A 20,860-nucleotide genomic window follows, 5' to 3' on the forward strand; every position below is an offset into this window, starting at 1 on the left:
TTTGCCTAATCTACTACCAATATTACGCTCCCATTATACTAAATAGGGTCCAAAACTTTGTGATAATTTATAGAATTTTTATGCTTTTTCGCAACTTTATTTCAATAAAAAAACCTATCCGGGAAAAGATATTTCTTTTCCCGGATAGGCCCTAAAATATCAAAGATTATCTCTGGATACGACCTGATCCGTCTCCACCTGCAAGCTTATTAACTTCATCAACAGTTACAAGGTTGAAGTCACCTTCGATTGTGTGCTTAAGAGCTGAAGCAGCTACAGCGAATTCGATTGTTGCCTGAGGATCAAACTCATTTACGCAGCTGTAGATAAGTCCGCCGCCGAATGAATCTCCACCACCAACACGGTCAACAATACGAAGAGCATATTTCTTTGAGAAATAAGCCTGTCCATCTGTGTAAAGCATTGCGCTCCAGTTGTTATCATTAGCTGAGATTGACTCACGAAGTGTAATAGCAACTTTCTTGAATCCAAATCTATCTGTGAGCTTCTGAGCAACTTCGATGTAGCCTTCTCTGTTGAGCTTACCTGTTGTAACGTCTGTAGAAGAAGCAGCGATTCCGAATACATCAGCAGCATCCTCTTCGTTTGCGATACAAACGTCAACATACTTACAGATCTCGCCCATAACCTTTCCGGCTTTCTCTTTGCTCCAGAGCTTACCTCTGTAGTTAAGGTCACATGAAACTGTAAGTCCATGCTCTTTAGCCTTCTTAGCAGCCTCAAGAGTGATCTCAGCAAGTGAATCACTTACAGCTGGAGTAATTCCTGTGAAGTGGAACCACTCAGCACCTTCGAAGATCTCATCCCAGTTGAAGTCTGCAGGAACAGCCTCAGCGATTGCTGAATGTGCTCTATCATAGATGCACTTTGAGCCTCTCTGTGAAGCACCTTTCTCGTTGTAGTAGATACCTACTCTGTCGCCACCTCTTGTGATCTTAGATGTATCTACGCCATATTTTCTAAGTGAGTTAACTGCAGCCTGTCCAATTTCGTGCTTAGGAAGCTTTGTAACGTAAACTGAATCAAGTCCGTAGTTTGCAAGAGAAACAGAAACGTTTGCCTCTCCACCACCAAATGTAGCCTCAAGATGATCAACCTGAACGAATCTTAAATAGTTATCAGGCTGAAGACGAAGCATGATCTCACCAAATGTAACAACTTTCTTTGACATAATAATTAATTCCTTTCATTACTGCACTAAAGTGTAGATTAGATATATGTGTTAAATGTTTTAGTAACAAAATTACTCATTTTTGCCAAGGTGAACAGCAAATCCGCCGAAATCATCAGCAAGATAAGCAACCTTAAGATGATTGTCTGCATCATATGAGAATGAAGACTCATCAAATTTAACACCCTGCTTAGAAAGATGATATACAGCTCTGTCGATGTTATTGCATCCAATAGCAATGTGTCCGCATGTTCCACGGCCCTTAGACTTCATAACCTCTACAGCTGATCCAGCAAATACAGAAGAATTGCCAACTTTCTTTGTAAGGCCGAAGAGAGCATCAAACTTATCTGCAACAGCCTCAGCAGCCTCAGCGCTATCCTGGTTGATTCCGATGTGCTTAAGCTTGAAGCCGAGCATAGCATTTACAGCGTCTCTTGTCATAGCTTCGATCTCATCAAACTTACCTGCAGAAATGAGGTCCTTCTTAACCATCCAGCTACCACCGCAGCAGAATACTTTGTTGAAGCTGAGGTAATCGTTAAGGTTGTTCTTATTTACTCCGCCAGTAGGCATGAAGTGCATCTTTGTGTAAGGTGCTGCCATAGCCTTGATCTTTGCAATTCCACCGTTCTGCTCAGCAGGGAAGAACTTAACACAATCAAGACCAAGTTCGATAGCCTGCTCAACTTCGCCAGGTGTTGCTGTTCCGGGAACAACAGGTACTCCGATTGACTGAATGTACTCAATGTTTGATCTGTTAAATCCAGGGCTTACAATAAACTTAGCTCCTGCAGCCTTTGCTCTGTCAGCCTGCTCAGCATTAAGTACTGTGCCTGCACCAACAATCATCTCAGGGAATTTCTGAGAGATGATCCTGATAGCTTCCTCAGCTGCTGCTGTACGGAATGTAACCTCAGCAGCAGGAAGTCCTCCCTTTATAAGAGCTTCTGCAAGAGGCTCAGCATCCTTTGCATCGTCGATAGCGATTACTGGTACAATACCAATTCTGTAAAGTTCTTCACAAATCTTATCCATTTTATTGCCTTTCTATTATAAAAAAATATTGTTAACTTGATTAAAACACGATTGCTTCGCTTCGCTCTCGCAATCGCTACCGGCAATTCGGAAATCGATATGCTCATTCATTCGCATATCTTTTTTCCTCATTGTCGGGCATGTCTCAAAATCAATCATGTAATTACGTGCCAGCACGATTACATGATTGATCTTGAGACATTTTTAATCAACATCCTGGAACTTTGAAGGATCGAGGTTACTTGGATCCTGTCCGATGTATGCTGAAATACCACCATCAATATATACAACCTGGCCGTTGATAAAGTCAGAAGCAGGTGATGCAAGGAATACAGCAAGTCCCATAAGGTCTTCTGTCTTGCCCCATCTCTGAGCAGGTGTCTTTGAACGGATGAATCTGTCGAATGGATGCATTGATCCATCAGGCTGTTTCTCACGAAGAGGTGCTGTCTGAGGAGTTGCAATGTAACCAGGTCCAATAGCGTTACACTGGATATTGAACTGACCATACTCTGAGCAGATGTTTCTTGTAAGCATCTTAAGTCCGCCCTTAGCTGCTGCATAAGCAGATACTGTCTCACGACCGAACTCTGACATCATAGAGCAAGCGTTGATGATCTTTCCGCTTCCCTTCTTGATCATAGCTGGAAGTACAGCCTTTGAGCAGATGAAAGGACCTGTAAGGTCAACATCGATAACCTGCTGCCACTGATCTACTGTCATATCTATCATAGGAATTCTCTTGATGATACCTGCATTGTTAACAAGAATATCAATTGTTCCTACGTTCTTTTCAACTTCAGCAACGAAGTTCTGAACCTGATCTTCTTTTGTTACGTCACAAACAGCTCCGAAAGCGTCGATTCCAAGCTTTTTGTACTCAGCCATTCCCTTGTCAACAAGGTCCTGATTGATATCGTTGAATACTACTCTTGCTCCGCTCTCTGCAAAAGCTACTGCATAAGCAAGTCCAAGTCCATAAGAAGCACCTGTAACCCAGGCAATCTTACCTTCAAGTGAAAAGTTCTTTAAAAAATCCTGCATTTTAATACCCTCCTATTATTAAGCTATTGTTAATTATTTACGTTCAATTTTGTATCGCAGCCATCTAAAGATATAACTGCAAAGCTCTCAAATTTACATCAATGATGTCATCTCACAGTCATCCATGTCATCGAAGTCCTGATTCTCTCCGACCATTCCCCAGATGAATGTGTATGCCTGTGTTCCACATCCTGAATGGATTGACCAGCTAGGGCTGATAACAGCCTGCTCGTTTCTCATAACAATGTGTCTTGTCTCTGTAGGCTCTCCCATGAAATGCATAACAAGTGCATCCTCAGGAATATCAAAATAAAGATATACTTCCATACGTCTGTCATGTGTATGACATGGCATTGTATTCCATACACTTCCAGGCTTAAGCTCAGTCATACCCATTTCAAGCTGACATGTCTCAACCTGTCCGGGAAGAATATACTTGTTGATAACTCTGTGGTTGGCCTGCTCAAGAGATCCAAGCTCTTTCTTGTTCTCATCCTTGATGATAACAACGCCTTCAGAAGGAGTTCCTTCTCTCTTAATAAGAACTGTTGGATATGTCTTATGTGCAGGTGCGCTGTTGATGTAAAACTTAGCAGGCCTATTTGCATCGCAGCTTGCAAAAGAAACATCTTTTGCTCCCATTCCGATATACATGCCCTGCTTGTAATCTACATCATACTTTTTACCATCGATGGTGATAACACCTGCTCCACCGATATTGATAACGCCCATTTCACGTCTCTGTAAAAAATACTCTGCTCTAAGCTCATCTCCGGCTGTAAGCTTAAGTTCCTCTTTTACAGGAACAGCTGAACCAGTAATGATTCTGTCAATATGACTATAAACGAGCTTAATCACATCAGGCTGAAAAAGGTCATCGATGAGGTACTCTTCTCTTAATCTCTGAGTATCGTAATGCTTCTCATCTCTAGGTGAACTAGCTGTTCTAAGTTCCATACTTGCCTCCGTTCTTGAATTACTATTTTATATGGGTACACTTCCCATTCATTCACGCAATATCATGATACGGTATAACTTATTCTTTGTCAGTTCATTTTTAAACAAAAAAGTTGCAAATCTTGACCTGATGTAAGAGCTTTCATATTTCTTACATTTTATCACATTTTGCCCTTATCCACATTGCAAAAATTGCTGTGTTTTTCAATAAAAAACGCGTTGCAATTTCCTATTAAATCAAATAAAAAAGCAACGCGGTTAAGCGTTGCCTTTAATCTTTTTATGAGTAGGACTGTAAGCCGGGTTATGTCGTGAATGATCATCTATCTAGGACTGCCGTCACCGACAGCCTCAAGCGACCCACCTGAAAGCGAACCGGGCCGGCTCATTGCTTTCTTTTCGGTCTTGCTTCGAATGGGGTTTACATGGCTACTGATGTTACCACCAGCACGGTAGTCTCTTACACTGCCTTTCCACCCTTACGCTTCTAAGGCGATTCGGCGGTCACTCGGAAAGCACGCTTTCCTCGTTACGCGGCATTCGCCGCATGCCCAGACTGCAATAAGCCAATTTTCATGCAAGCATGAAATTGTCTATTTCAGCCTGGTCGCCCGCCTCATTTGAAACGCGGTATATCTCTGTTGCACTATCCTGGGAGTCACCTCCACCAGACGTTATCTGGCATCCTGCCCTGTGAAGCCCGGACTTTCCTCTCCCATGCCCTTTCGTTTGCATGGCAGCGATCATTTATCCTACTCAGGAACAACATTATACCATAATTCTAAATTTGTGAAAGAATAAATTTAAGGAAGCAATTTCCTATTCAATGAAAAAAAGAGCCATCTAAGGCTCTTTCTAAGTGGATGTATTACTTAAACTGCTGGGTTACCAGATTCTTCAGCAGTTTTTTGCTCAACATATCTCAGGGCATCTATAGCGGATGAATAATATCCGGCAACCATCTGTGATTCAGGTGATAATGATCTGAGTGCTTTTGATTTCATTGTCTCAAAATATGAAATAGCTGCTCCGATATTGCTAAGGTCAATCGGCTTGTCATTGCAATAAAGCGTGCCTCTTGCAGTATCATATCTTGTCATATCTTTTCTACTTACAGGTTGCATACCCATGGCAACCGCTAATGAATTAATTGTTTTAGCTCTGTCGTAGGTTGTCATTATTAAAATCTCCCTCAAAAAATAATACTTAATCTTTTAAACAGCGAATTTTATTTTACTCTTTGGTGCGTAAAAGTAAATGGGGATTACACGAACAAATAGTGAAAAAAATGTGTTTAAATTGTGTTTGTAATTATGTTTCAAAGCTCGCTTGATTCCGTGAAATTCAAAGTCAAAATCCTTGGATCAAATTCAAGCTGAGGGAGATATTTTTTTATTTGTAAAACTTTAAAGTTGCTTCAACGCCTGATTTTAGATCAAACTTTGCAGACCATCCAAGTTCTTCTAATTTGTAGCTGTCCAGGGCTGATCCCTTCATCATGTTATAGCTCTTTTTTTCTGCATCACCAGGATTTTCAAAAATCACCTTTACACCTGCTGCCGCAGCGATTTCTTCAGCAATCTCCCTGATGGAAACAATTGAATCCTTATTGGAAATATTATAGGCTTCCCCGGTTTTACCATGTATCAGGATTGTCAAAAGAGCTGCCGCACTATCAAGTGTGTAGCAATAAGATCTTATCTGCTCTCCGGCGCTCTTCATCACAATATCTTTTCCAGAAGCTGCATTCCTGGTAAAAGCTGCAGTTGCCCTGCTGTCTGCAGGTGTGATACCGGGACCATATGCATGACAGGATCTGGCGATCACAAAGTCAACACCGTGTTCCTGGTAATAAGAAGCACACAAAGTCTCAGCCGCCCTCTTGCTCATAGGATAACAGGCGCGTGGATTAAGAATATCTACATATCCATAATCCGTTTCCTTAAATGTGTTCTCCTTTATATACTGTCCCTTTCCCTCTGATACATCTTCCTGCTGATTTCCAAGGCTTACCTCATCAGATGCAACCGGATTACCATAAATCTCGCCGGATGAAATAAGCAGCACTCTGCTGCCCTTTGACATAGCCGCAGAATCAAGGACTGTCTTTAAGCCAAGTATATTACCAAGCATGGTTTCGACAGGTTCTGTTGACATCTTGGCAGGATCCGCATTGCTTGCACCGTGAATATAATAATCAGCTTGTGGAAGATACTCCCCTACTTTTGTAGCATCATATGCAACAAACTCATATTCACCATCCTGCAAAAGCCCATCAAATCTGGCAGCTGTCTTTTCTTTGTTTCTGCCTGCTATGATCAGCTTTATACCTGCGCTTTTTTCTTTATTCAAAAGAGCTATAATATCCACTACAGCGGAGCAGAGCATACCTGTTGCACCGGTTAAACAGATTGTTTTATTAAATAAAGTCGTGATGCCAGGCGTGGTTCTTGCAACCAGCCTGACATCATCAAAATATTCCTTACAATATCTCATTTTTCATACCTTAAAACAGCTTCCGCCAACGAATTCTCTGCAAATTGAATTCTTTGGAAGGAAAGAATTATCAACACTTACAAAGTAGTCAAGGAACTTAAGAAGTCTTTTTGCCTCGAAGTACTCCGGTTCATTTTTCCCAATTGAGAAAAGAAGCGGCTCAGCATACTGCTTTATAACAGCAAGTTCATATATCTGAGCAGAGTTAAACATCTCATCAGCCTCCTCCTGAAATGGGAAAATATTAGCTTCCTCTCCCGCTCTTACAGAAGGCCACATATTGATGGTTGCCTTGGCACTGGCGCCTCTGGTCCTTGCATCTCTGACGATCCTTCTAAGGAGTCTTCCGTCAGTTGTAGGAATCCTGTTATGTGAATCAATACTAAGAGTCGTAAGAGCACTTATATAAATCTTGAATTTAGAACTTGCAGGAAGAGCATAGGACATCTCTTCGTTAAGTCCATGTATACCTTCTATTACAAGAACATCTGACTCACCAAGCTGCATGAAATTGCCATTCATTTCTCTTTTGCCTGTAACAAAGTTAAATTCCGGCATCTCAACACGCTCGCCATTTAAGAGCTTAACCATATCGTCATTAAACTGCTTAATGTCCATAGCTCCAAGGCACTCAAAGTCATAGCTTCCATCCAGGTGCTTGGGGGTAAACTCTCTGTTAACAAAGTAGTTATCAAGACTGATAGGATGCGGAACCATGCCATAGGTGCGCAGTTGTATGGAAAGCCTGTTGGCAAAGCTGGTCTTACCTGAAGAACTTGGTCCTGCGATCATTACGAACTTTATATCTTTGCGGTCGTGGATCTTTTTGGCAATTTCACCGATCCTTCGCTCCTGCAAAGCCTCCTGTACAAGGATCATCTCATTGATCCTTCCTGCGCAGATCTGTTCATTAAGGTCGCCTACATTGTCAATTCCCATTCTGCTGCCCCAGTCACTGGCAAGTTTCATGGTTTCAAAGAGCTTTTCCCTGGGCTCAGAAACCTTTAACAGATTTGGGTCAACCTTCATAGGAAGAGTAAGAAGCATGCCATCATGATACTTATCAAGCTGGAAATGCTCTATATATGAAGTATTAGGGCACATATAGCCATAAAAATAATCGTAAAAATCTTCAAGCTTATAGACATTGATCTCAGAGCTTCTCCTGTATTTCAAGAGAGAAACCTTGTCAGTCATGCCCTGCTTTTTGAATATCTCAATAGCCTCATCAAGAGGATAAACTTTCTTGGTGATCGGAAGAGCTTTGTCAATGAGCTCCTGAAACCTTTCAGAAACTTTTTTGACAAATTCATCAGTTATTTCAATGCCGCCTTTGATAGTGCAGTAATAGCCATTACCAATGGTGAATTCCACCTTTGTCTTTGGCTGACAATCCTTGCCCGCCACGTCTTTAACAGCTTTGATAAGCATCATTATCGCTGTTCTTCGCATGGTCTTATGGCCAATATCATCTGCAAAAGTGATAAAAGACAGATTGCCGTCCTTTTTCACTGTTTTAAAGAGTTCCCTTATCTTGCCATTGTATATAACAGCCGCAATTCTGTACTTAAATTCTGACTGGTACTCTTTTGCTATCTGCTCAAATGTAGTTCCTTTTTCGTATTCTTTAGATACTCCATTTATTGTAATCTGCGGCATAACGTCTCTCCTACCTCATTAAGATTTTTTGGGCAAAAGAAATATCGGACAATTCCTCCATTATCTCTTTCCTGCGCCATGTATGGCTGTCATCAAGACTTTTCAAAATACTCTCAAGAACAAGCCTGCCGTGATCCAAATACGGCACCAAGAGTGGTTCTTTTCTGACTAAATTACACTCGCCATAGCGGTTACAGATCCTGATCATCTGATTTTTTTTAATATCACCACTATCTTTAAATAATGTTTCTAAAGTTTTATCAAATATGCTTTTATTGTCAAAAGAGCTGTCCATAACATCTACTTTCATAGGGAAATAGTACTTCCCATCCTCATAGACAACTCTTTCATCTGTTATAAGATATCCCTTATCTCTCAAAAACTGCCTGAACTCTTCATGATCAGACTGGGGCTGAAAGACTGCTTTCCTTATGCCAAGATCATAGAGATTTCCTTCTTCTATGAGTCTCTCCATAAGCTTTCCACCCATTCCTGCGATAACTATCGCATTAGCTTCGCCTTTCTCCAGTTCTTTTACGCCATCTGAAAGCCTGGTGGAAATTAAGTCTTCAAGGCCATATTCCGAGATGTTGGCACCTGCTGCTGAAAGAGGGCCTTTCCTTACATCCATTGCAATCACAGACTCTGCAATGCCTCTCTGAACCAGATAAATAGACACATATCCATGATCACATCCAACATCTGCAGCCTTTAAAGCCTCACCGTCACTTTTAAGCATATCAGCAACGGTGATGAGCCTTTGGGACATTTTAAGTGATATATCTTCTCTACTCATGATCAATCAAGATAATCCTTGAGCTTGCGACTGCGGCTTGGATGACGAAGCTTTCTAAGAGCCTTTGCCTCGATCTGACGGATACGCTCACGGGTTACGTTGAACTCTTTACCAACTTCTTCAAGAGTTCTTGCTCTTCCATCATCGAGACCAAATCTGAGTCGCAATACCTTCTGTTCACGCTCTGTAAGTGTTCCGAGAACCTCAACAAGCTGTTCCTTTAAGAGTGTGAAGGCTGCAGCATCAGCAGGTACAGGAACGTTATCATCCTGAATGAAATCACCAAGATGGCTGTCTTCCTCTTCACCGATAGGTGTTTCCAAAGATACAGGCTCCTGAGAGATCTTAAGGATCTCACGTACACGCTCTACAGGCATATTCATCTCTTTTGCAACCTCTTCCGGAAGTGGCTCACGACCAAGCTCCTGGAGAAGCTGACGGCTTACACGGATGAGCTTATTGATAGTCTCAACCATGTGAACAGGAATACGGATTGTTCTGGCCTGATCGGCAATAGCTCTTGTGATAGCCTGTCTGATCCACCATGTAGCATATGTTGAGAACTTGAATCCCTTACGGAAATCGAACTTCTCAACAGCCTTGATAAGACCAAGGTTTCCTTCCTGGATAAGGTCAAGGAAAAGCATTCCTCTTCCTACATATCTCTTGGCAATACTTACAACAAGACGAAGGTTGGCCTCTGCAAGACGCTTTTTAGCCTCTTCACCCTCATAGATTGCCTGATTTAATTCTTTCTTTTCAGCATCTGAAAGCTCATTTTTATCCTTGTCATCATCAAGCTGTTTCTGAGCATCAGCGCCTGCTTCCATAGCTCTTGCAAGTTCGATCTCCTGATCAGCGTTAAGAAGCGGAACCTTACCGATTTCCTTAAGATACATTCTTACAGGATCTTCAATGCTGATTCCATCAGGAACTGACAGGTCGATATTCTCCATATCTACCTCGTCCTCATCAGAAAGCATCATATCATCTTCATCAGGAAGATCGTCGTCAACTTCAGAAACTCTAAGGACATCGATTCCTGAGCTCTCAAGAACTTCAAGTACGTTATCAAGCTGCTCCTCATTGAGGTTTAAATCTGTGAAGAAATCGCTGATCTCAGAGTACTCAAGAACATTTTTCTTCTTTTTTGCAAGTGCAAGGATGTCCTTTATCTTCTGTGTAAAGAGCTCTTTTGTAGCCTCATCAAACTCATGAGTCTCTCCGTCATTTGATGTACTCTCAGCCTCTGCCTTTGAACTCTTTGAAGCCTTTTTAGCTTTAGGTTCTTTTGCTGCCTTTGGAGCTTTTTCCTCAGCCTTCTTTACAGTTTTCTTTTCCTCTGTGTCCTTTTCAGCCTTTGCTGCCTTTGCAGTCTTCTTTTCTTCTGCAGCATCATCCTTTTTAGCCTTGGCTGAAACCTTTGCTGTAGCCTTTGCAGCTGTTTTTGTGGTAGCCTTTGCAGCTACCTTTTTCGTATCCTTTGTTTCTTTAGTCTCTACTTCTTTCTTTGCCATTTTTGTATTTTCCTTTTCTATTATTTTTCATCAATCATCCGGTGAAATATCTGCGTGCGCTAACTTTTCCAGATCTTTTTTGCCCTGAATGGTCTTTGTAAGAAAATCAGGATCATCCGGCTTTAGTTCTTTCTTTTGTCTGTCATACCCCGCTGCCTTAACACCATATATTATGTCGTGGAAAGCCTTTTTCCTCTGCTCTTTGGTCTCGATCTCGATAAGATTGGTGTTGAACATCTCAGCTACCTGCCTGTGTTCGTCCTCATCAGTAAATCTGTCGAGAATAGCTGCCGGTGAAAAATTGCCGCTCTCCATTCCCATAAACAGCTCTTTTGCCACATTTCTATACAGGTCATCTGAGAAATCCTCAGGAGTTATCCACCTGATAACCCTGGAAAAGATCTGTGGTTCATCAGTAAGCCATGTCAAAAGAAGCCTCTGGTTCTTTTTGGCTCCGTCTTCAGGGGAACGTTTCTGCTGTATGCCTGACTTAGGCCTTTCAACCTTTCTGACAAGCCCGCCCTGAGAAGCAACACTGGATACAAGCCTTCTGAGATCATCTACCGCAATGTTGTATCTTGCAGCAACGGCTTCTATATAATTCTCTCTCTCCAGAGCCTCCTCAAATTCACAAAGCTTCATGGCAAGCTTCCTGTGAAATTCAGTCTTGGACTGAGGATCTGACATATCATGCTGGGACTGAAGCACCCTTACTTCAAAGAAAAAAGTGTTCTCAGCATTTTTTATTCTCTCTTCGAAAGCTTCCCTGCCTTCATTTTTAATAAACTCATCAGGGTCCTTATAGGGCCTTAGGTCAAGGACCTTTCCCTTAAGACCAGCCTCTTTTAGAATGCCGATTCCTCTAAGCGCTGCCTTTGTGCCGGCTTCATCGCTGTCATAGGACAAAATGACTTCGTCCGTATATCTTTTTAATATCATGGCCTGCCCGGTGGTAAAAGCAGTTCCCAGTGAAGCAACTGCCATATTAAAGCCCGCCTGGTGCATGGCTATAACATCCATATATCCCTCGCAGATTATCATGTAACCTGCTCTTGAATTCTTGGCATAGTTAAGTCCGAACAAATTACGGCTTTTATCAAAAATAGGCGTTTCCGGGGAATTCAGGTATTTAGGTTTACCATCTCCCATCACTCGGCCGCCGAAACCAATGACCTTCTGGGACGCATCCTGAATAGGAAACATCACTCTGTTCCAGAATTTATCATGGGTTCCCATTTTATCATCGTGGGACGCCAGCCCCGCCTCGATTATCTGCCCATCTGTGTATCCAAGGCTTTTAAGGTGCTTTGTAAGATCATCGCTTGTAACATTGGCATATCCAAGTCCAAAATGCTGCATGGTCTCATCTGTAAGCTTTCTGGACTTAAAGTACTCCATGCCCTTTTGCCCGGTTCTGCCCCGCAGCTGATAATAGTAGTACTTGGCTGCTTCTTTATTGATATCATACAGGATCTGTTTTTTATCCCGCGCCGCCTTGGCTGCAGGAGAATCATCCTGCTCCGGAAGCTTTATCCCGGCTCTCTCAGCCAGCTGTTTTACCGCTTCCTGAAATGTTAAATTGTCATATTTCATCAAAAAAGTGATCACATTGCCGCCTGCACCGCATCCAAAGCAGTAGAACATCTGCTTGTGCGAAGAAACGGAAAACGACCCGGATTTCTCATTGTGGAATGGGCAAAGTCCAAAATAATTGGAACCTTTTTTCTGCAAATGCACATATTGACCCACAACATCCACAATATCGTTCCTGGAGCGCACTTCTTCGATGATCTCATCTGAATAGTACATTATTTATAAAACTCCCCAAGTATGTGGTATATAAACTTCCTCAAACATTGAAACTGCATATCTGTCAGTCATGGAACTGACATAATCACAGACAATCCTTTCTTTTGTCTCCCCAAGGTTCATCATATTCTTAAGATAGTCAGGAAGAAGATCAACATGGTCAAGATAATAGAAATACAAGATCTTGATCATTACCTCAACCTTGCCCTCCTGCCCTTTGGCAATTGGATTGGTGTAAACACGGTCGAACATAAACTTACGTAGCCTGTGGAATGCGTCATATATCTCTTCTGACATGCGGATATCATCCTTATCAAGGCTGTTTGCCACGATGTCATGAATAAATGTATCAAGCCACTCACCATTCGTATGGCCTATCACATCGCACAGGTCTTTTGGCACCTGATCTTCAGTAATTATGCCGCCTCTGATGGCATCATCCATGTCGTGATGCATATAAGCGATCTTATCTGAAAGGCGCACAACTTTTCCCTCAAGAGTCGAAGGCGTAAGGTCCATCTCGTGGTTCAATATGCCATCGCGTACCTCCCATGTAAGGTTCATGCCCTGTCCGTAGTTCTCAAGTTTTTCTACAATTCTAAGGCTCTGCTCATTGTGTCTGAATCCTCCGGGGCAAACCTCATTTAAAGCCCTCTCTCCGGCATGGCCAAACGGCGTATGTCCAAGATCGTGTCCGAGTGCAATTGCCTCCGCCAGATCCTCATTGAGCAAAAGAGCTTTCGCGATAGTCCGCGCATTCTGAGAAACTTCAAGAGTATGCGTCATGCGAGTCCTGTAATGGTCCCCATCAGGAGACAAAAAGACCTGAGTCTTGTCTTTTAGGCGCCTGAATGACTTGGAATAAAGAATCCTGTCACGGTCCCTCTGAAAACAAGGCCTTATATCGCACGGCTTTTCTTCTTTTTCTCTTCCTTTGGAATTCATGCTCAGAGTAGCATGTTTGCTTAAGATTTTAGTCTCACGTTTTTCCAGTTGTTCGCGAATTTTCAATTTTTACTTCTTTCCGTGGGTGAATCAGTTGTCTACCAGAAAAAGAAAACCCACATCTTATATATTCGACGTGGGTTTCAAAAATCCTTTTTTTATTTTGAATTTTTTTAAATAATTATCTTGACCATTCACTTTCCCTGGTTGTGTACTGATCATTTATCCACTGAACAGCCTTTTCAAGCCCTTCTTGAGAGACCTCGAAATTCTCGGTCGTCTTAAGGCTGTCATCAGTATGTGCATAGGAATTGGGCTCCGGCCACACAGTTGCCATCAAAGTAGCCGGTCCTCTTTTATCAAGAGGTGTGAACTTGACGTTTTCCAGTGGTTCCCTGGCAAGTCTGTATCTCATGCCCTTATAGCTTCCAAAATATGCCTCTCCATACTCATAATGAGAAAGTGGAAAAAAACTTGTTAATTCTATTGCCATTTACTTTTTCCTATTAAAATCCTATCTTTCCGGTCTCCTGATGATTTACAACGTAGTACGCTGCGTTATCTGAAGGCTTGATATAAACCTGTATCTCTCTGATGCTTGAAGCCTTATTGCCCTTGGAAACATAGTCCTGTTTTGCCTTTTCAATGATATCTGTTGTTCTGATCTCATGATGGCTGTACTGAACAAACACTTCCTCTTTACAGCTGAATTGAGCTGCTTTTAAAGAAATATCATCGCTCACTGTTTTAGCTGCCTTGCGGGCCTTCTCAGAATGTGTCTTTACAACTTTTGCTGCAGGAGCTGCCTTTTCTTTTATATCATTGTAGATAGGCTCCGCCTTTTCCCTAAGATCCTGATAGATAGGTTCTGCCTTTTCTCTAATGTCATTATAGATTGGCTCTGCCTTCTTGGTGACATCTTTAATCAAAGGCTCAGCTTTTTTCATAGCTTCATCAATAACAGGCTCCGCATTCCTGGAAACCTCTTTTACCATTTCCTTAATCTCTTCTACTGTTGACTTTTTCCCCATTATCATTCCCTCCTGTTCATCTGAACTTACTCATAAATGCTGCTAAAGGTCCTATTGCATCCTGAAGATCCTTGATTGCTTCGTTAAGGCCTTCAAAATCAATCTTTGACATAGACTCAACTGCACTTGTAAGGCCTTCGCCGTTTTTCGCAACAAGACTGTCAAAATTCTCGCTGGCCTCAGTAATACTTGTAATCATGGTATTGGCTTCATTAAGGGAATCCTGAGCCTTGATCGCTGTGTCATTGATGTGATTCAATGTAGCCTCAAGCTGCGGAATAACTATAACCATTGTGACAAGCACGATACCCGTAATAGCTGCAATACAGCAGGTACTGATTTTTTGCCAAAAGAGCTTTTTCTTTGTGAGGTTTCTTATTTCTATAAGAAGCTCTTCACTATTTGCAGAAGTAACATTTTGTTCTTTATTCTCTGTATCTCCCATATGTCCCCCTTCATATCATCTACATTTTTCATATATGCAGATAATTATACACCTTTATTATTACTGTTCATAGTCTGCTGCCGCTTCAACTCTCCTGTTAACTTCATTCTGAAGTCCATTCAGGAAGCGTTCAGGATGACAGGAATTATAAGCCTCCATATATTCAGCCCAGGTTTTTTCAAAATTATTGGCCATTACCACCTGCGGCAGATAATTGTGCTTGCACTCAGTCATCATATGATAAGCTTCTCCTTCATCAGATTTTGGTGAAAGAGCCTGCGCATATGTGTATATCGGATACCACGGGCCGGGTGAAGGATTGCTTCCAAGCATTTCCACATAGGTTTGAGCGTCATAAGCTGTAAGACATTTTCTGACTTTATCTGAAAGGCCATCGTAAAATTCAACTTCCTGGCCTTCAGGTTTCATGGCATTTATACCATCTCTGCTGGTTCCAAGCCACTGAGGGAAATAGTTGTACTGACAAAAATGCGCTTTCTTATAAGCTGTATCGAAAGCCATCTTTCGCATTCCTTTTGTCTTTTTAAACATCCCGTTATCATCGATCACATAGTCGACGCCTTCAATGCCCCAATACCGCAGATCATGGATATCCTGTTCCAGCAAAGCACTGACAAATTCCATAGCCTTGTCAACGTCCTTACAGCTTTTCGTAATTGCAAGACCTGAACTTCCATGAAAGACGCTTCCTGAATTGTGCCACTGATTAGTGATACCTTCCCTGATGGTTATGGGAAGCGGAACATACTGACATCCCTCATCATCAAGGCCGGCATGTCTTATGGCATCCTCTGCTTCATAAGCAAAATCCCACCACTGATCCACCATTCCAAGAACTCTTCCTGATGAGAGTTTGGCAATGTATTCATCATAGGTCTGTTTGTAGAATTCAGGATCCACAATACCTTTTTTATACTCTTCATTAAGCTTTTTAAAGTACTGAACAGCCGTATCTGTAGTATTATAGTCAATTACCGTGTAGGTCTGCGGATCAACTATGGCAGCGCCATCATTTGGGTATCCATCAAGAAACTGTGGAGCATTTTCAAGACAAAAATATCTCCAGTCATCGCAAAGGATCGTATAAGGAATTACAGCCGTGCCATCAGACATTGTAGGCTTAGCTGCGTAATATCTTTCTATAAGATCAAAATACTGATCGAGGGTATGTATTTCAGGATAACCTGCCCATTCAAGGACTCTTGTCTGTATCCAGAAAGCTTCATCGATATGTACACATACTCTCTCTTTTCCATAGGTACTTGAAAACTGAGGAATCCAGTAAATATGTCCATCGCTTTGTCTGAGTGAATTCCACTGCTTCTGACTAAAAAGCTCTTTTACATTAGGGTACTTCTCAATATAATCATCAAGAGCAACAAGAGCTCCCGCCTCATACATGCGGACTGATTCCTCACCCGCATCTACAAAATCAGGATAATCACCGCTCTCAAGCAGTTCACTTATAGCATCATAAGCAGTCTCACTTCCAAGCCACTTCTCATGAACTTTTATTCCTGTAGCATCAGCTATCAAATTTTGGATTACATTGTTCTCATCAAGCTCTGTCCCCGGAACAGCAAAAAAAGCCGTGAATTCTTTGTACGTTTTGCCTGAAACCTGAACTTTCTCTTTTTCATCATCAGATTTATTTACAAGACATCCAACACCAATTACGCAAAACAATAAAACAATAGCCAAAACCAATATAGCTTTCTTCATTTTCTGCCCCACCTTCAAGTCAAAACACTATATGGATCATACCAGATCAAGTATTTCAAGAGGATCACTTACAAATGCATTTTCTCCCGCACCTGCTGCAATGAGTTCATCTTTTGTTCTAAAGCCCCACAAACATGAGATACATGGAATTCCTGTGTTTTTGGCTGTCATGTCATCCACGTCAGAATCCCCGACATATACACAGTCTTCTTTTTTGACAGACATCTTTTTCATAGCTTCAAGGCATTCATCCGGCGCTGGTTTTCTCTGAAGCTTATCCGTCACGCCAATCGCCACATCAGCCCACTCACCAAAATAAACATTCTTAAGCTCCTGTACTCCGTCCATAGACTTATTGGACACTATTGCTATCTTGTAGCCGCGATCCTTCAGCTCTTTTAAAAGCTCAGGAATATGTTTATAAGGTCCTGTTTTTATATTGCAGTGATCAACATAATATGCCTCATAATCACTTAATATCTGATCAAACTGCGGGTTCTCTCTTCCGCCCTGAATCGCTCTTTCTATAAGCTTCACAGAGCTGTTTCCAACAAAATGTTTTACTTCATCCAGAGTCCTCTCCGGCATATCATACTTTCTCAAAATAAAATTCACGGAATCAGTAATATCCTCGATTGTATTAAGTAGCGTTCCGTCCATATCAAAAATAACTGCTTTAAACTTCATTTTCTCTAGTCCTTTTCATAAATCTCGCCAATTTATTTTAACACCATTTTCCATATTTTGATACAAGGGAAGTCACCAGAACCTTACACTTATTCTTTTACAAAAGTTTAGATTCTGACAGCGTCCGCCACCATTGACTGAGTCTGAGGAAAACGCCTTGTCAGCTCTGCCGACGGTGATGATGATGGGAACAGTAATTTCATTCATACACCGTCGAACCCGGCATTGTAGCGTTTTCCTCAGAACCCGTCAATGGCTAGCACCTTGCGGTGTGGCTGTTTCCCATGCCTCAGGCTCCAAATCTGAGAACAGTAGGGGTGGCTACTTTTAAGGCTGAGTATGGCTAAGAATAGTAGATGCGGATACTTCCTAGAATATGTAGGACTAAGAATTGCAGGTACGGATACTTTCCAAAATGTATAGAGCTATATGCCCGTGGTTTCCGCTGTAGGAGAGCTGCAATTCTGTTATGGGCATATAGCTTGTTTTTAATAGCTCGGCCACCTGTAATAAAACCGTTTTTGGGCTTATAGCCGGATATCAGGCTTGCAGCCACCCCTTACCATAGCTTTTATCGCAGGCAATTGGGCATATACGGCAATTATCCGTCCACAGCCACCCTTTTAACGGGTGGCCAGAGGCTTGAAATCAGCCTATATGCCCATTTGAGCGCTCGTGAGGGTGGCTGGCCTCGCAAAAAGCTGCTATATGCCCAAAATAGTATGAATCAGAGGTGGCTGGAAGCTTTACAAAGCGCTATATGCCCAAACCATTATTCTTCACGATCATATGGATTGAATGGAACATGGAAAATCGGATTGTCAAAGTGAATTGGATATATAGTCATATTTTTAAGTTAACACATCCATCAACAGAATTTTCAGGAAGTGAAACTGGGCATATACGAGAAAAAATGGATTGCCACATCCATTGGATGAGTGAACTGAGGACATATGATCTCTATATAATGGTGTGGTAACCTCAAATAAGGCCGTATATGCCCAAAATCACAAGTCAAAAACCTTGTCGCATGGTGTCGTAAGCTCAAAAATCAGGCTATATTTCCAAAACAGAATCTTCACTCTCTTTACATTGAAAGACGCAGACATATAGTCACATACATCTTTGAAAGTAACCGCCCCTACTGTTCCCATCATCCTCACCGTCGGCTCGCAGACCAAGGCGTTTTTCTCAGGTTCAGTCAATGGTGGCGGACGGAGTCAAGAGGAAGATGGGACTTTGAGCAGAGCACTTGGCGAGGTCTTTCCGAGCCTAGTGCGAGCCATGGGTGAACACTTGACGAGGTTCTTTCGAGTCTAGTGTGAATCCCATCCTCCTCAGAGGAGCCAAGCGGAAGATAGGGACTTGCGACGGAACAAGCAAAGCTTGTTCCTAGTCCCTTTAGGGAAACCCACTGGGTGAGAGGGACTCTCCCCAGTGGGTATACGAAAAAAAGCCTCAGGCTTAATGCCTGAGGCTTTTTCGTATCCAGTGCGGAAGATGGGACTTGAACCCACACGACATAAACAGTCACAAGATCCTTAGTCTTGCTCGTCTGCCAATTCCGACACTTCCGCGAACCGTCGCCGCATCTCTCTCGCGACGACTTGTTTATAATAGCAAGAATAAGGCAAAACGTCAACAAAAATTTTAAAACTTTTTTACGTTTATTTTATGCTTGCGCCAATTGCTCTTTCATAAAGTCTTTTACTGCATCTATAACCTCATCAAGGCTGTTGTCATAGCAGTGAGTATCTCCTTTAATAAGAACAAGCTTACAATTTTTATATTTTGGCGCCGCATCAATTGAGTCTTCTACAGGCACAGCTTCATCGGCATCGCCGTGAACAATAAGAACAGGGTTCTCATATTTGGCCAGTGCATCCTCAATATGAAGAGTCTGTGCAACCCTTACATAGTTGCCGCTAAGTGTCCTGTTGTCCCAGTTGACAAGTTCTTCCGGAACATTTTCAGGATCAAATGGCTGTCCCAAAAGGCATCCTTTTCTTGCACCCTCTAGGATACAAAGAGCCGGAGAAAGCGGAATAAGCGCTTTTATCCTGTCTTTTTCCATTCCTGCAACCAGCATTGCAGTAAGTCCGCCCTGAGAGTGTCCGCAGAGATAGACATCTGTGACAAAATCAAGTTTTCTTGCATAATCAATTGCTGTCATAGCATTTGAGAGCCACTTATAAAGTGTATGGTCCTTAAATTCCCCATCACTTCCACCGTGACCATACATTTCAACTCTAAGAGTCGCAACTCCCAGCTCGTTCATTGCTTCCTGAACAGCTATAATGTGCCTTTCCTCCATGTGCCCTGTAAATCCGTGGATTATAACACATATCGGACATTTTTCCGCCCCGTTTTTTGGCATATCAAGCTTGGCGTTGAGCTTGATTCCATCATCAAGTATGTACATAGTAGCCTCCCCAAAAAACATTATATATTTTCATACCTTTTAAAAGTATAGCATGAACACCCCTTAGTTTTCACTGGAAATAATAAGTTTCATACCGCCTTTAAATACTGCTTTTCCGTAACCCACAGGCAATATAAAATGATCACCCTTCTTTATATCGTAATCCCCAAGATTTCCTTTTCCTTCAATAACAGAACACAAAACATATTTCTCAGAAACATCAAGAGAAAGCTCTGTCGTCACATTCACTCTTGAAACCGTATAGTACTTGCAGCTGTTAAGGAGCTTTACTCCCTGAGCCTCATCAGTATCGTGCACTATCGCATCCGACAGGTCTTTTGCCGGAACAGTAATGACATCCTTGCACTTATCAACATGAAGCTCACGTTTGCTGCCGTTCCACATTCTGTCATAGTCATAGAGTCTGTATGTGATATCACTGTTCTGCTGAGTTTCAAGAACAACCACGCCACCTTTTATGGCATGGACAGTTCCCGGATCAATCTGGATAAAATCACCCTTTGCGATTTTTACTTCTCTTATAAGATCGCTCCATCTTCCCTCATCCATCATCTTGCAGAGTTCATCTCTTGAAGAGGCATTGTGGCCCACAACAAGTGACGCTCCCTCGTCGCAGTCAAGAACATACCAACATTCTGTTTTTCCAAGAGATCCATTCTCATGAACTTTGGCATACTCATCATCAGGATGCACCTGGATGCTCAGGTCGGATTTTGCATCTATTATCTTTGTCAAAAGAGGAAACTTATCATTTCCACCATGAGCATCCGCTCCAAACAGCTCGCTGTGCTCTTTATAAAGATCATCCAGTCCCATTCCCTTATAAAGGCCGTTTTTTACAATCGATCTGCCGTTTGGATGCGCAGCTATCCCCCAGCACTCTCCGATGTCATCACCTTCAACATCATATCCAAACACAGTTCTTAATTTACTTCCGCCCCAGACATTATGGGTAAAATACGGTTCTAAAAAAATAGGTTCTTTCTCATTAGTACTCATTATTATAATTTCTCCATATTACTCTTTTGCGTTTTTACAAAAATCCTACCACATTATCG

18 protein-coding genes, 1 tRNA gene and 1 other RNA gene are annotated in these 20,860 nt (G+C 42.0%); all 20 read right to left on the reverse strand.

Features of this window, described 5'->3' with window-relative positions; translation table 11 throughout:
* Positions 1–166: 166 nt before the first annotated feature.
* The 20 genes from C4S54_RS04270 to manA all read right to left on the reverse strand — a co-directional run bounded on the left by C4S54_RS04270 (position 167) and on the right by manA (position 20,801).
* Entirely contained in the window at positions 167–1,192 is a 1,026-nt protein-coding gene (locus C4S54_RS04270) for a sugar kinase (protein WP_022775591.1), read from the reverse strand.
* A 72-nt stretch (positions 1,193–1,264) separates the two neighbouring features.
* Entirely contained in the window at positions 1,265–2,230 is a 966-nt protein-coding gene (locus C4S54_RS04275) for a bifunctional 4-hydroxy-2-oxoglutarate aldolase/2-dehydro-3-deoxy-phosphogluconate aldolase (RefSeq protein WP_022775592.1), read from the reverse strand.
* 204 nt (positions 2,231–2,434) lie between these two features.
* Positions 2,435–3,274 (reverse strand): gluconate 5-dehydrogenase, encoded by an 840-nt coding sequence (locus C4S54_RS04280; RefSeq protein WP_103868437.1) that lies wholly within the window; start codon positions 3,272–3,274, stop codon positions 2,435–2,437.
* A gap of 93 nt (positions 3,275–3,367) precedes the next feature.
* Positions 3,368–4,231 (reverse strand): 5-dehydro-4-deoxy-D-glucuronate isomerase, encoded by an 864-nt coding sequence (gene kduI, locus C4S54_RS04285; RefSeq protein WP_103868438.1) that lies wholly within the window; start codon positions 4,229–4,231, stop codon positions 3,368–3,370.
* Between the two features lie 279 nt (positions 4,232–4,510).
* An RNA gene (gene rnpB, locus C4S54_RS04290) (RNase P RNA component class A) lies at positions 4,511–4,990 on the reverse strand.
* 113 nt (positions 4,991–5,103) lie between these two features.
* Positions 5,104–5,409, reverse strand: coding sequence for a hypothetical protein (locus C4S54_RS04295; protein ID WP_022775597.1), 306 nt, complete (start codon positions 5,407–5,409; stop codon positions 5,104–5,106).
* 214 nt (positions 5,410–5,623) lie between these two features.
* Positions 5,624–6,727 carry an NAD-dependent epimerase/dehydratase family protein gene (locus C4S54_RS04300; RefSeq protein WP_103868439.1) on the reverse strand — a complete coding sequence of 368 codons (1,104 nt, stop codon included), beginning with the start codon at positions 6,725–6,727 and terminating at the stop codon, positions 5,624–5,626.
* Between the two features lie 3 nt (positions 6,728–6,730).
* Positions 6,731–8,386, reverse strand: a complete 1,656-nt coding sequence (locus C4S54_RS04305) for a nucleoside kinase (RefSeq protein WP_103868440.1) — start codon at positions 8,384–8,386, stop codon at positions 6,731–6,733.
* 10 nt (positions 8,387–8,396) lie between these two features.
* Positions 8,397–9,182, reverse strand: coding sequence for a class I SAM-dependent methyltransferase (locus tag C4S54_RS04310; protein ID WP_103868441.1), 786 nt, complete (start codon positions 9,180–9,182; stop codon positions 8,397–8,399).
* A gap of 2 nt (positions 9,183–9,184) precedes the next feature.
* A complete protein-coding gene (gene rpoD, locus C4S54_RS04315) occupies positions 9,185–10,357 on the reverse strand; it encodes an RNA polymerase sigma factor RpoD (protein ID WP_051143000.1) in 1,173 nt (390 codons plus the stop codon).
* A 372-nt stretch (positions 10,358–10,729) separates the two neighbouring features.
* The gene (dnaG, locus tag C4S54_RS04320; RefSeq protein WP_103868442.1) at positions 10,730–12,508 is read right to left on the reverse strand and encodes a DNA primase; all 1,779 of its coding nucleotides are present in this window, start codon (positions 12,506–12,508) and stop codon (positions 10,730–10,732) included.
* Positions 12,509–12,511: 3 nt separating this feature from the next.
* The gene (locus C4S54_RS04325) at positions 12,512–13,519 is read right to left on the reverse strand and encodes a deoxyguanosinetriphosphate triphosphohydrolase (protein WP_103868443.1); all 1,008 of its coding nucleotides are present in this window, start codon (positions 13,517–13,519) and stop codon (positions 12,512–12,514) included.
* A gap of 115 nt (positions 13,520–13,634) precedes the next feature.
* Positions 13,635–13,946, reverse strand: coding sequence for a hypothetical protein (locus C4S54_RS04330; protein WP_103868444.1), 312 nt, complete (start codon positions 13,944–13,946; stop codon positions 13,635–13,637).
* Positions 13,947–13,959: 13 nt separating this feature from the next.
* Positions 13,960–14,484, reverse strand: a complete 525-nt coding sequence (locus C4S54_RS04335; RefSeq protein WP_103868445.1) for a DUF6465 family protein — start codon at positions 14,482–14,484, stop codon at positions 13,960–13,962.
* Between the two features lie 16 nt (positions 14,485–14,500).
* Positions 14,501–14,929: a hypothetical protein gene (locus C4S54_RS04340; protein ID WP_103868446.1), complete on the reverse strand. Its 429-nt coding sequence runs from the start codon at positions 14,927–14,929 to the stop codon at positions 14,501–14,503.
* Between the two features lie 60 nt (positions 14,930–14,989).
* Positions 14,990–16,672, reverse strand: coding sequence for an extracellular solute-binding protein (locus tag C4S54_RS04345; RefSeq protein WP_103868447.1), 1,683 nt, complete (start codon positions 16,670–16,672; stop codon positions 14,990–14,992).
* 36 nt (positions 16,673–16,708) lie between these two features.
* The gene (locus tag C4S54_RS04350; protein WP_103868448.1) at positions 16,709–17,359 is read right to left on the reverse strand and encodes an HAD family hydrolase; all 651 of its coding nucleotides are present in this window, start codon (positions 17,357–17,359) and stop codon (positions 16,709–16,711) included.
* Between the two features lie 1,492 nt (positions 17,360–18,851).
* Positions 18,852–18,936: transfer RNA gene (locus tag C4S54_RS04355), tRNA-Leu, on the reverse strand.
* Positions 18,937–19,031: 95 nt separating this feature from the next.
* Positions 19,032–19,781 (reverse strand): alpha/beta hydrolase, encoded by a 750-nt coding sequence (locus C4S54_RS04360; RefSeq protein WP_103868449.1) that lies wholly within the window; start codon positions 19,779–19,781, stop codon positions 19,032–19,034.
* A gap of 63 nt (positions 19,782–19,844) precedes the next feature.
* A complete protein-coding gene (gene manA, locus C4S54_RS04365) occupies positions 19,845–20,801 on the reverse strand; it encodes a mannose-6-phosphate isomerase, class I (protein ID WP_103868450.1) in 957 nt (318 codons plus the stop codon).
* Positions 20,802–20,860: the final 59 nt, after the last annotated feature.

It is taken from the genome of Butyrivibrio sp. Su6 (assembly GCF_900108105.1).
Taxonomy (GTDB): domain Bacteria; phylum Bacillota; class Clostridia; order Lachnospirales; family Lachnospiraceae; genus Butyrivibrio.

Coding starts and splice junctions, on each gene's coding strand:
- C4S54_RS04275 (WP_022775592.1), bottom strand. CDS start 2,230: ATGGATAAGATTTGTGAAGAACTTTACAGAATTGGTATTGTACCAGTA.
- dnaG (WP_103868442.1), bottom strand. CDS start 12,508: ATGTACTATTCAGATGAGATCATCGAAGAAGTGCGCTCCAGGAACGAT.
- C4S54_RS04280 (WP_103868437.1), bottom strand. CDS start 3,274: ATGCAGGATTTTTTAAAGAACTTTTCACTTGAAGGTAAGATTGCCTGG.
- C4S54_RS04340 (WP_103868446.1), bottom strand. CDS start 14,929: ATGGGAGATACAGAGAATAAAGAACAAAATGTTACTTCTGCAAATAGT.
- C4S54_RS04360 (WP_103868449.1), bottom strand. CDS start 19,781: ATGTACATACTTGATGATGGAATCAAGCTCAACGCCAAGCTTGATATG.
- kduI (WP_103868438.1), bottom strand. CDS start 4,231: ATGGAACTTAGAACAGCTAGTTCACCTAGAGATGAGAAGCATTACGAT.
- C4S54_RS04305 (WP_103868440.1), bottom strand. CDS start 8,386: ATGCCGCAGATTACAATAAATGGAGTATCTAAAGAATACGAAAAAGGA.
- C4S54_RS04300 (WP_103868439.1), bottom strand. CDS start 6,727: ATGAGATATTGTAAGGAATATTTTGATGATGTCAGGCTGGTTGCAAGA.
- C4S54_RS04345 (WP_103868447.1), bottom strand. CDS start 16,672: ATGAAGAAAGCTATATTGGTTTTGGCTATTGTTTTATTGTTTTGCGTA.
- manA (WP_103868450.1), bottom strand. CDS start 20,801: ATGAGTACTAATGAGAAAGAACCTATTTTTTTAGAACCGTATTTTACC.
- C4S54_RS04335 (WP_103868445.1), bottom strand. CDS start 14,484: ATGGGGAAAAAGTCAACAGTAGAAGAGATTAAGGAAATGGTAAAAGAG.
- C4S54_RS04350 (WP_103868448.1), bottom strand. CDS start 17,359: ATGAAGTTTAAAGCAGTTATTTTTGATATGGACGGAACGCTACTTAAT.
- C4S54_RS04310 (WP_103868441.1), bottom strand. CDS start 9,182: ATGAGTAGAGAAGATATATCACTTAAAATGTCCCAAAGGCTCATCACC.
- C4S54_RS04295 (WP_022775597.1), bottom strand. CDS start 5,409: ATGACAACCTACGACAGAGCTAAAACAATTAATTCATTAGCGGTTGCC.
- C4S54_RS04330 (WP_103868444.1), bottom strand. CDS start 13,946: ATGGCAATAGAATTAACAAGTTTTTTTCCACTTTCTCATTATGAGTAT.
- C4S54_RS04270 (WP_022775591.1), bottom strand. CDS start 1,192: ATGTCAAAGAAAGTTGTTACATTTGGTGAGATCATGCTTCGTCTTCAG.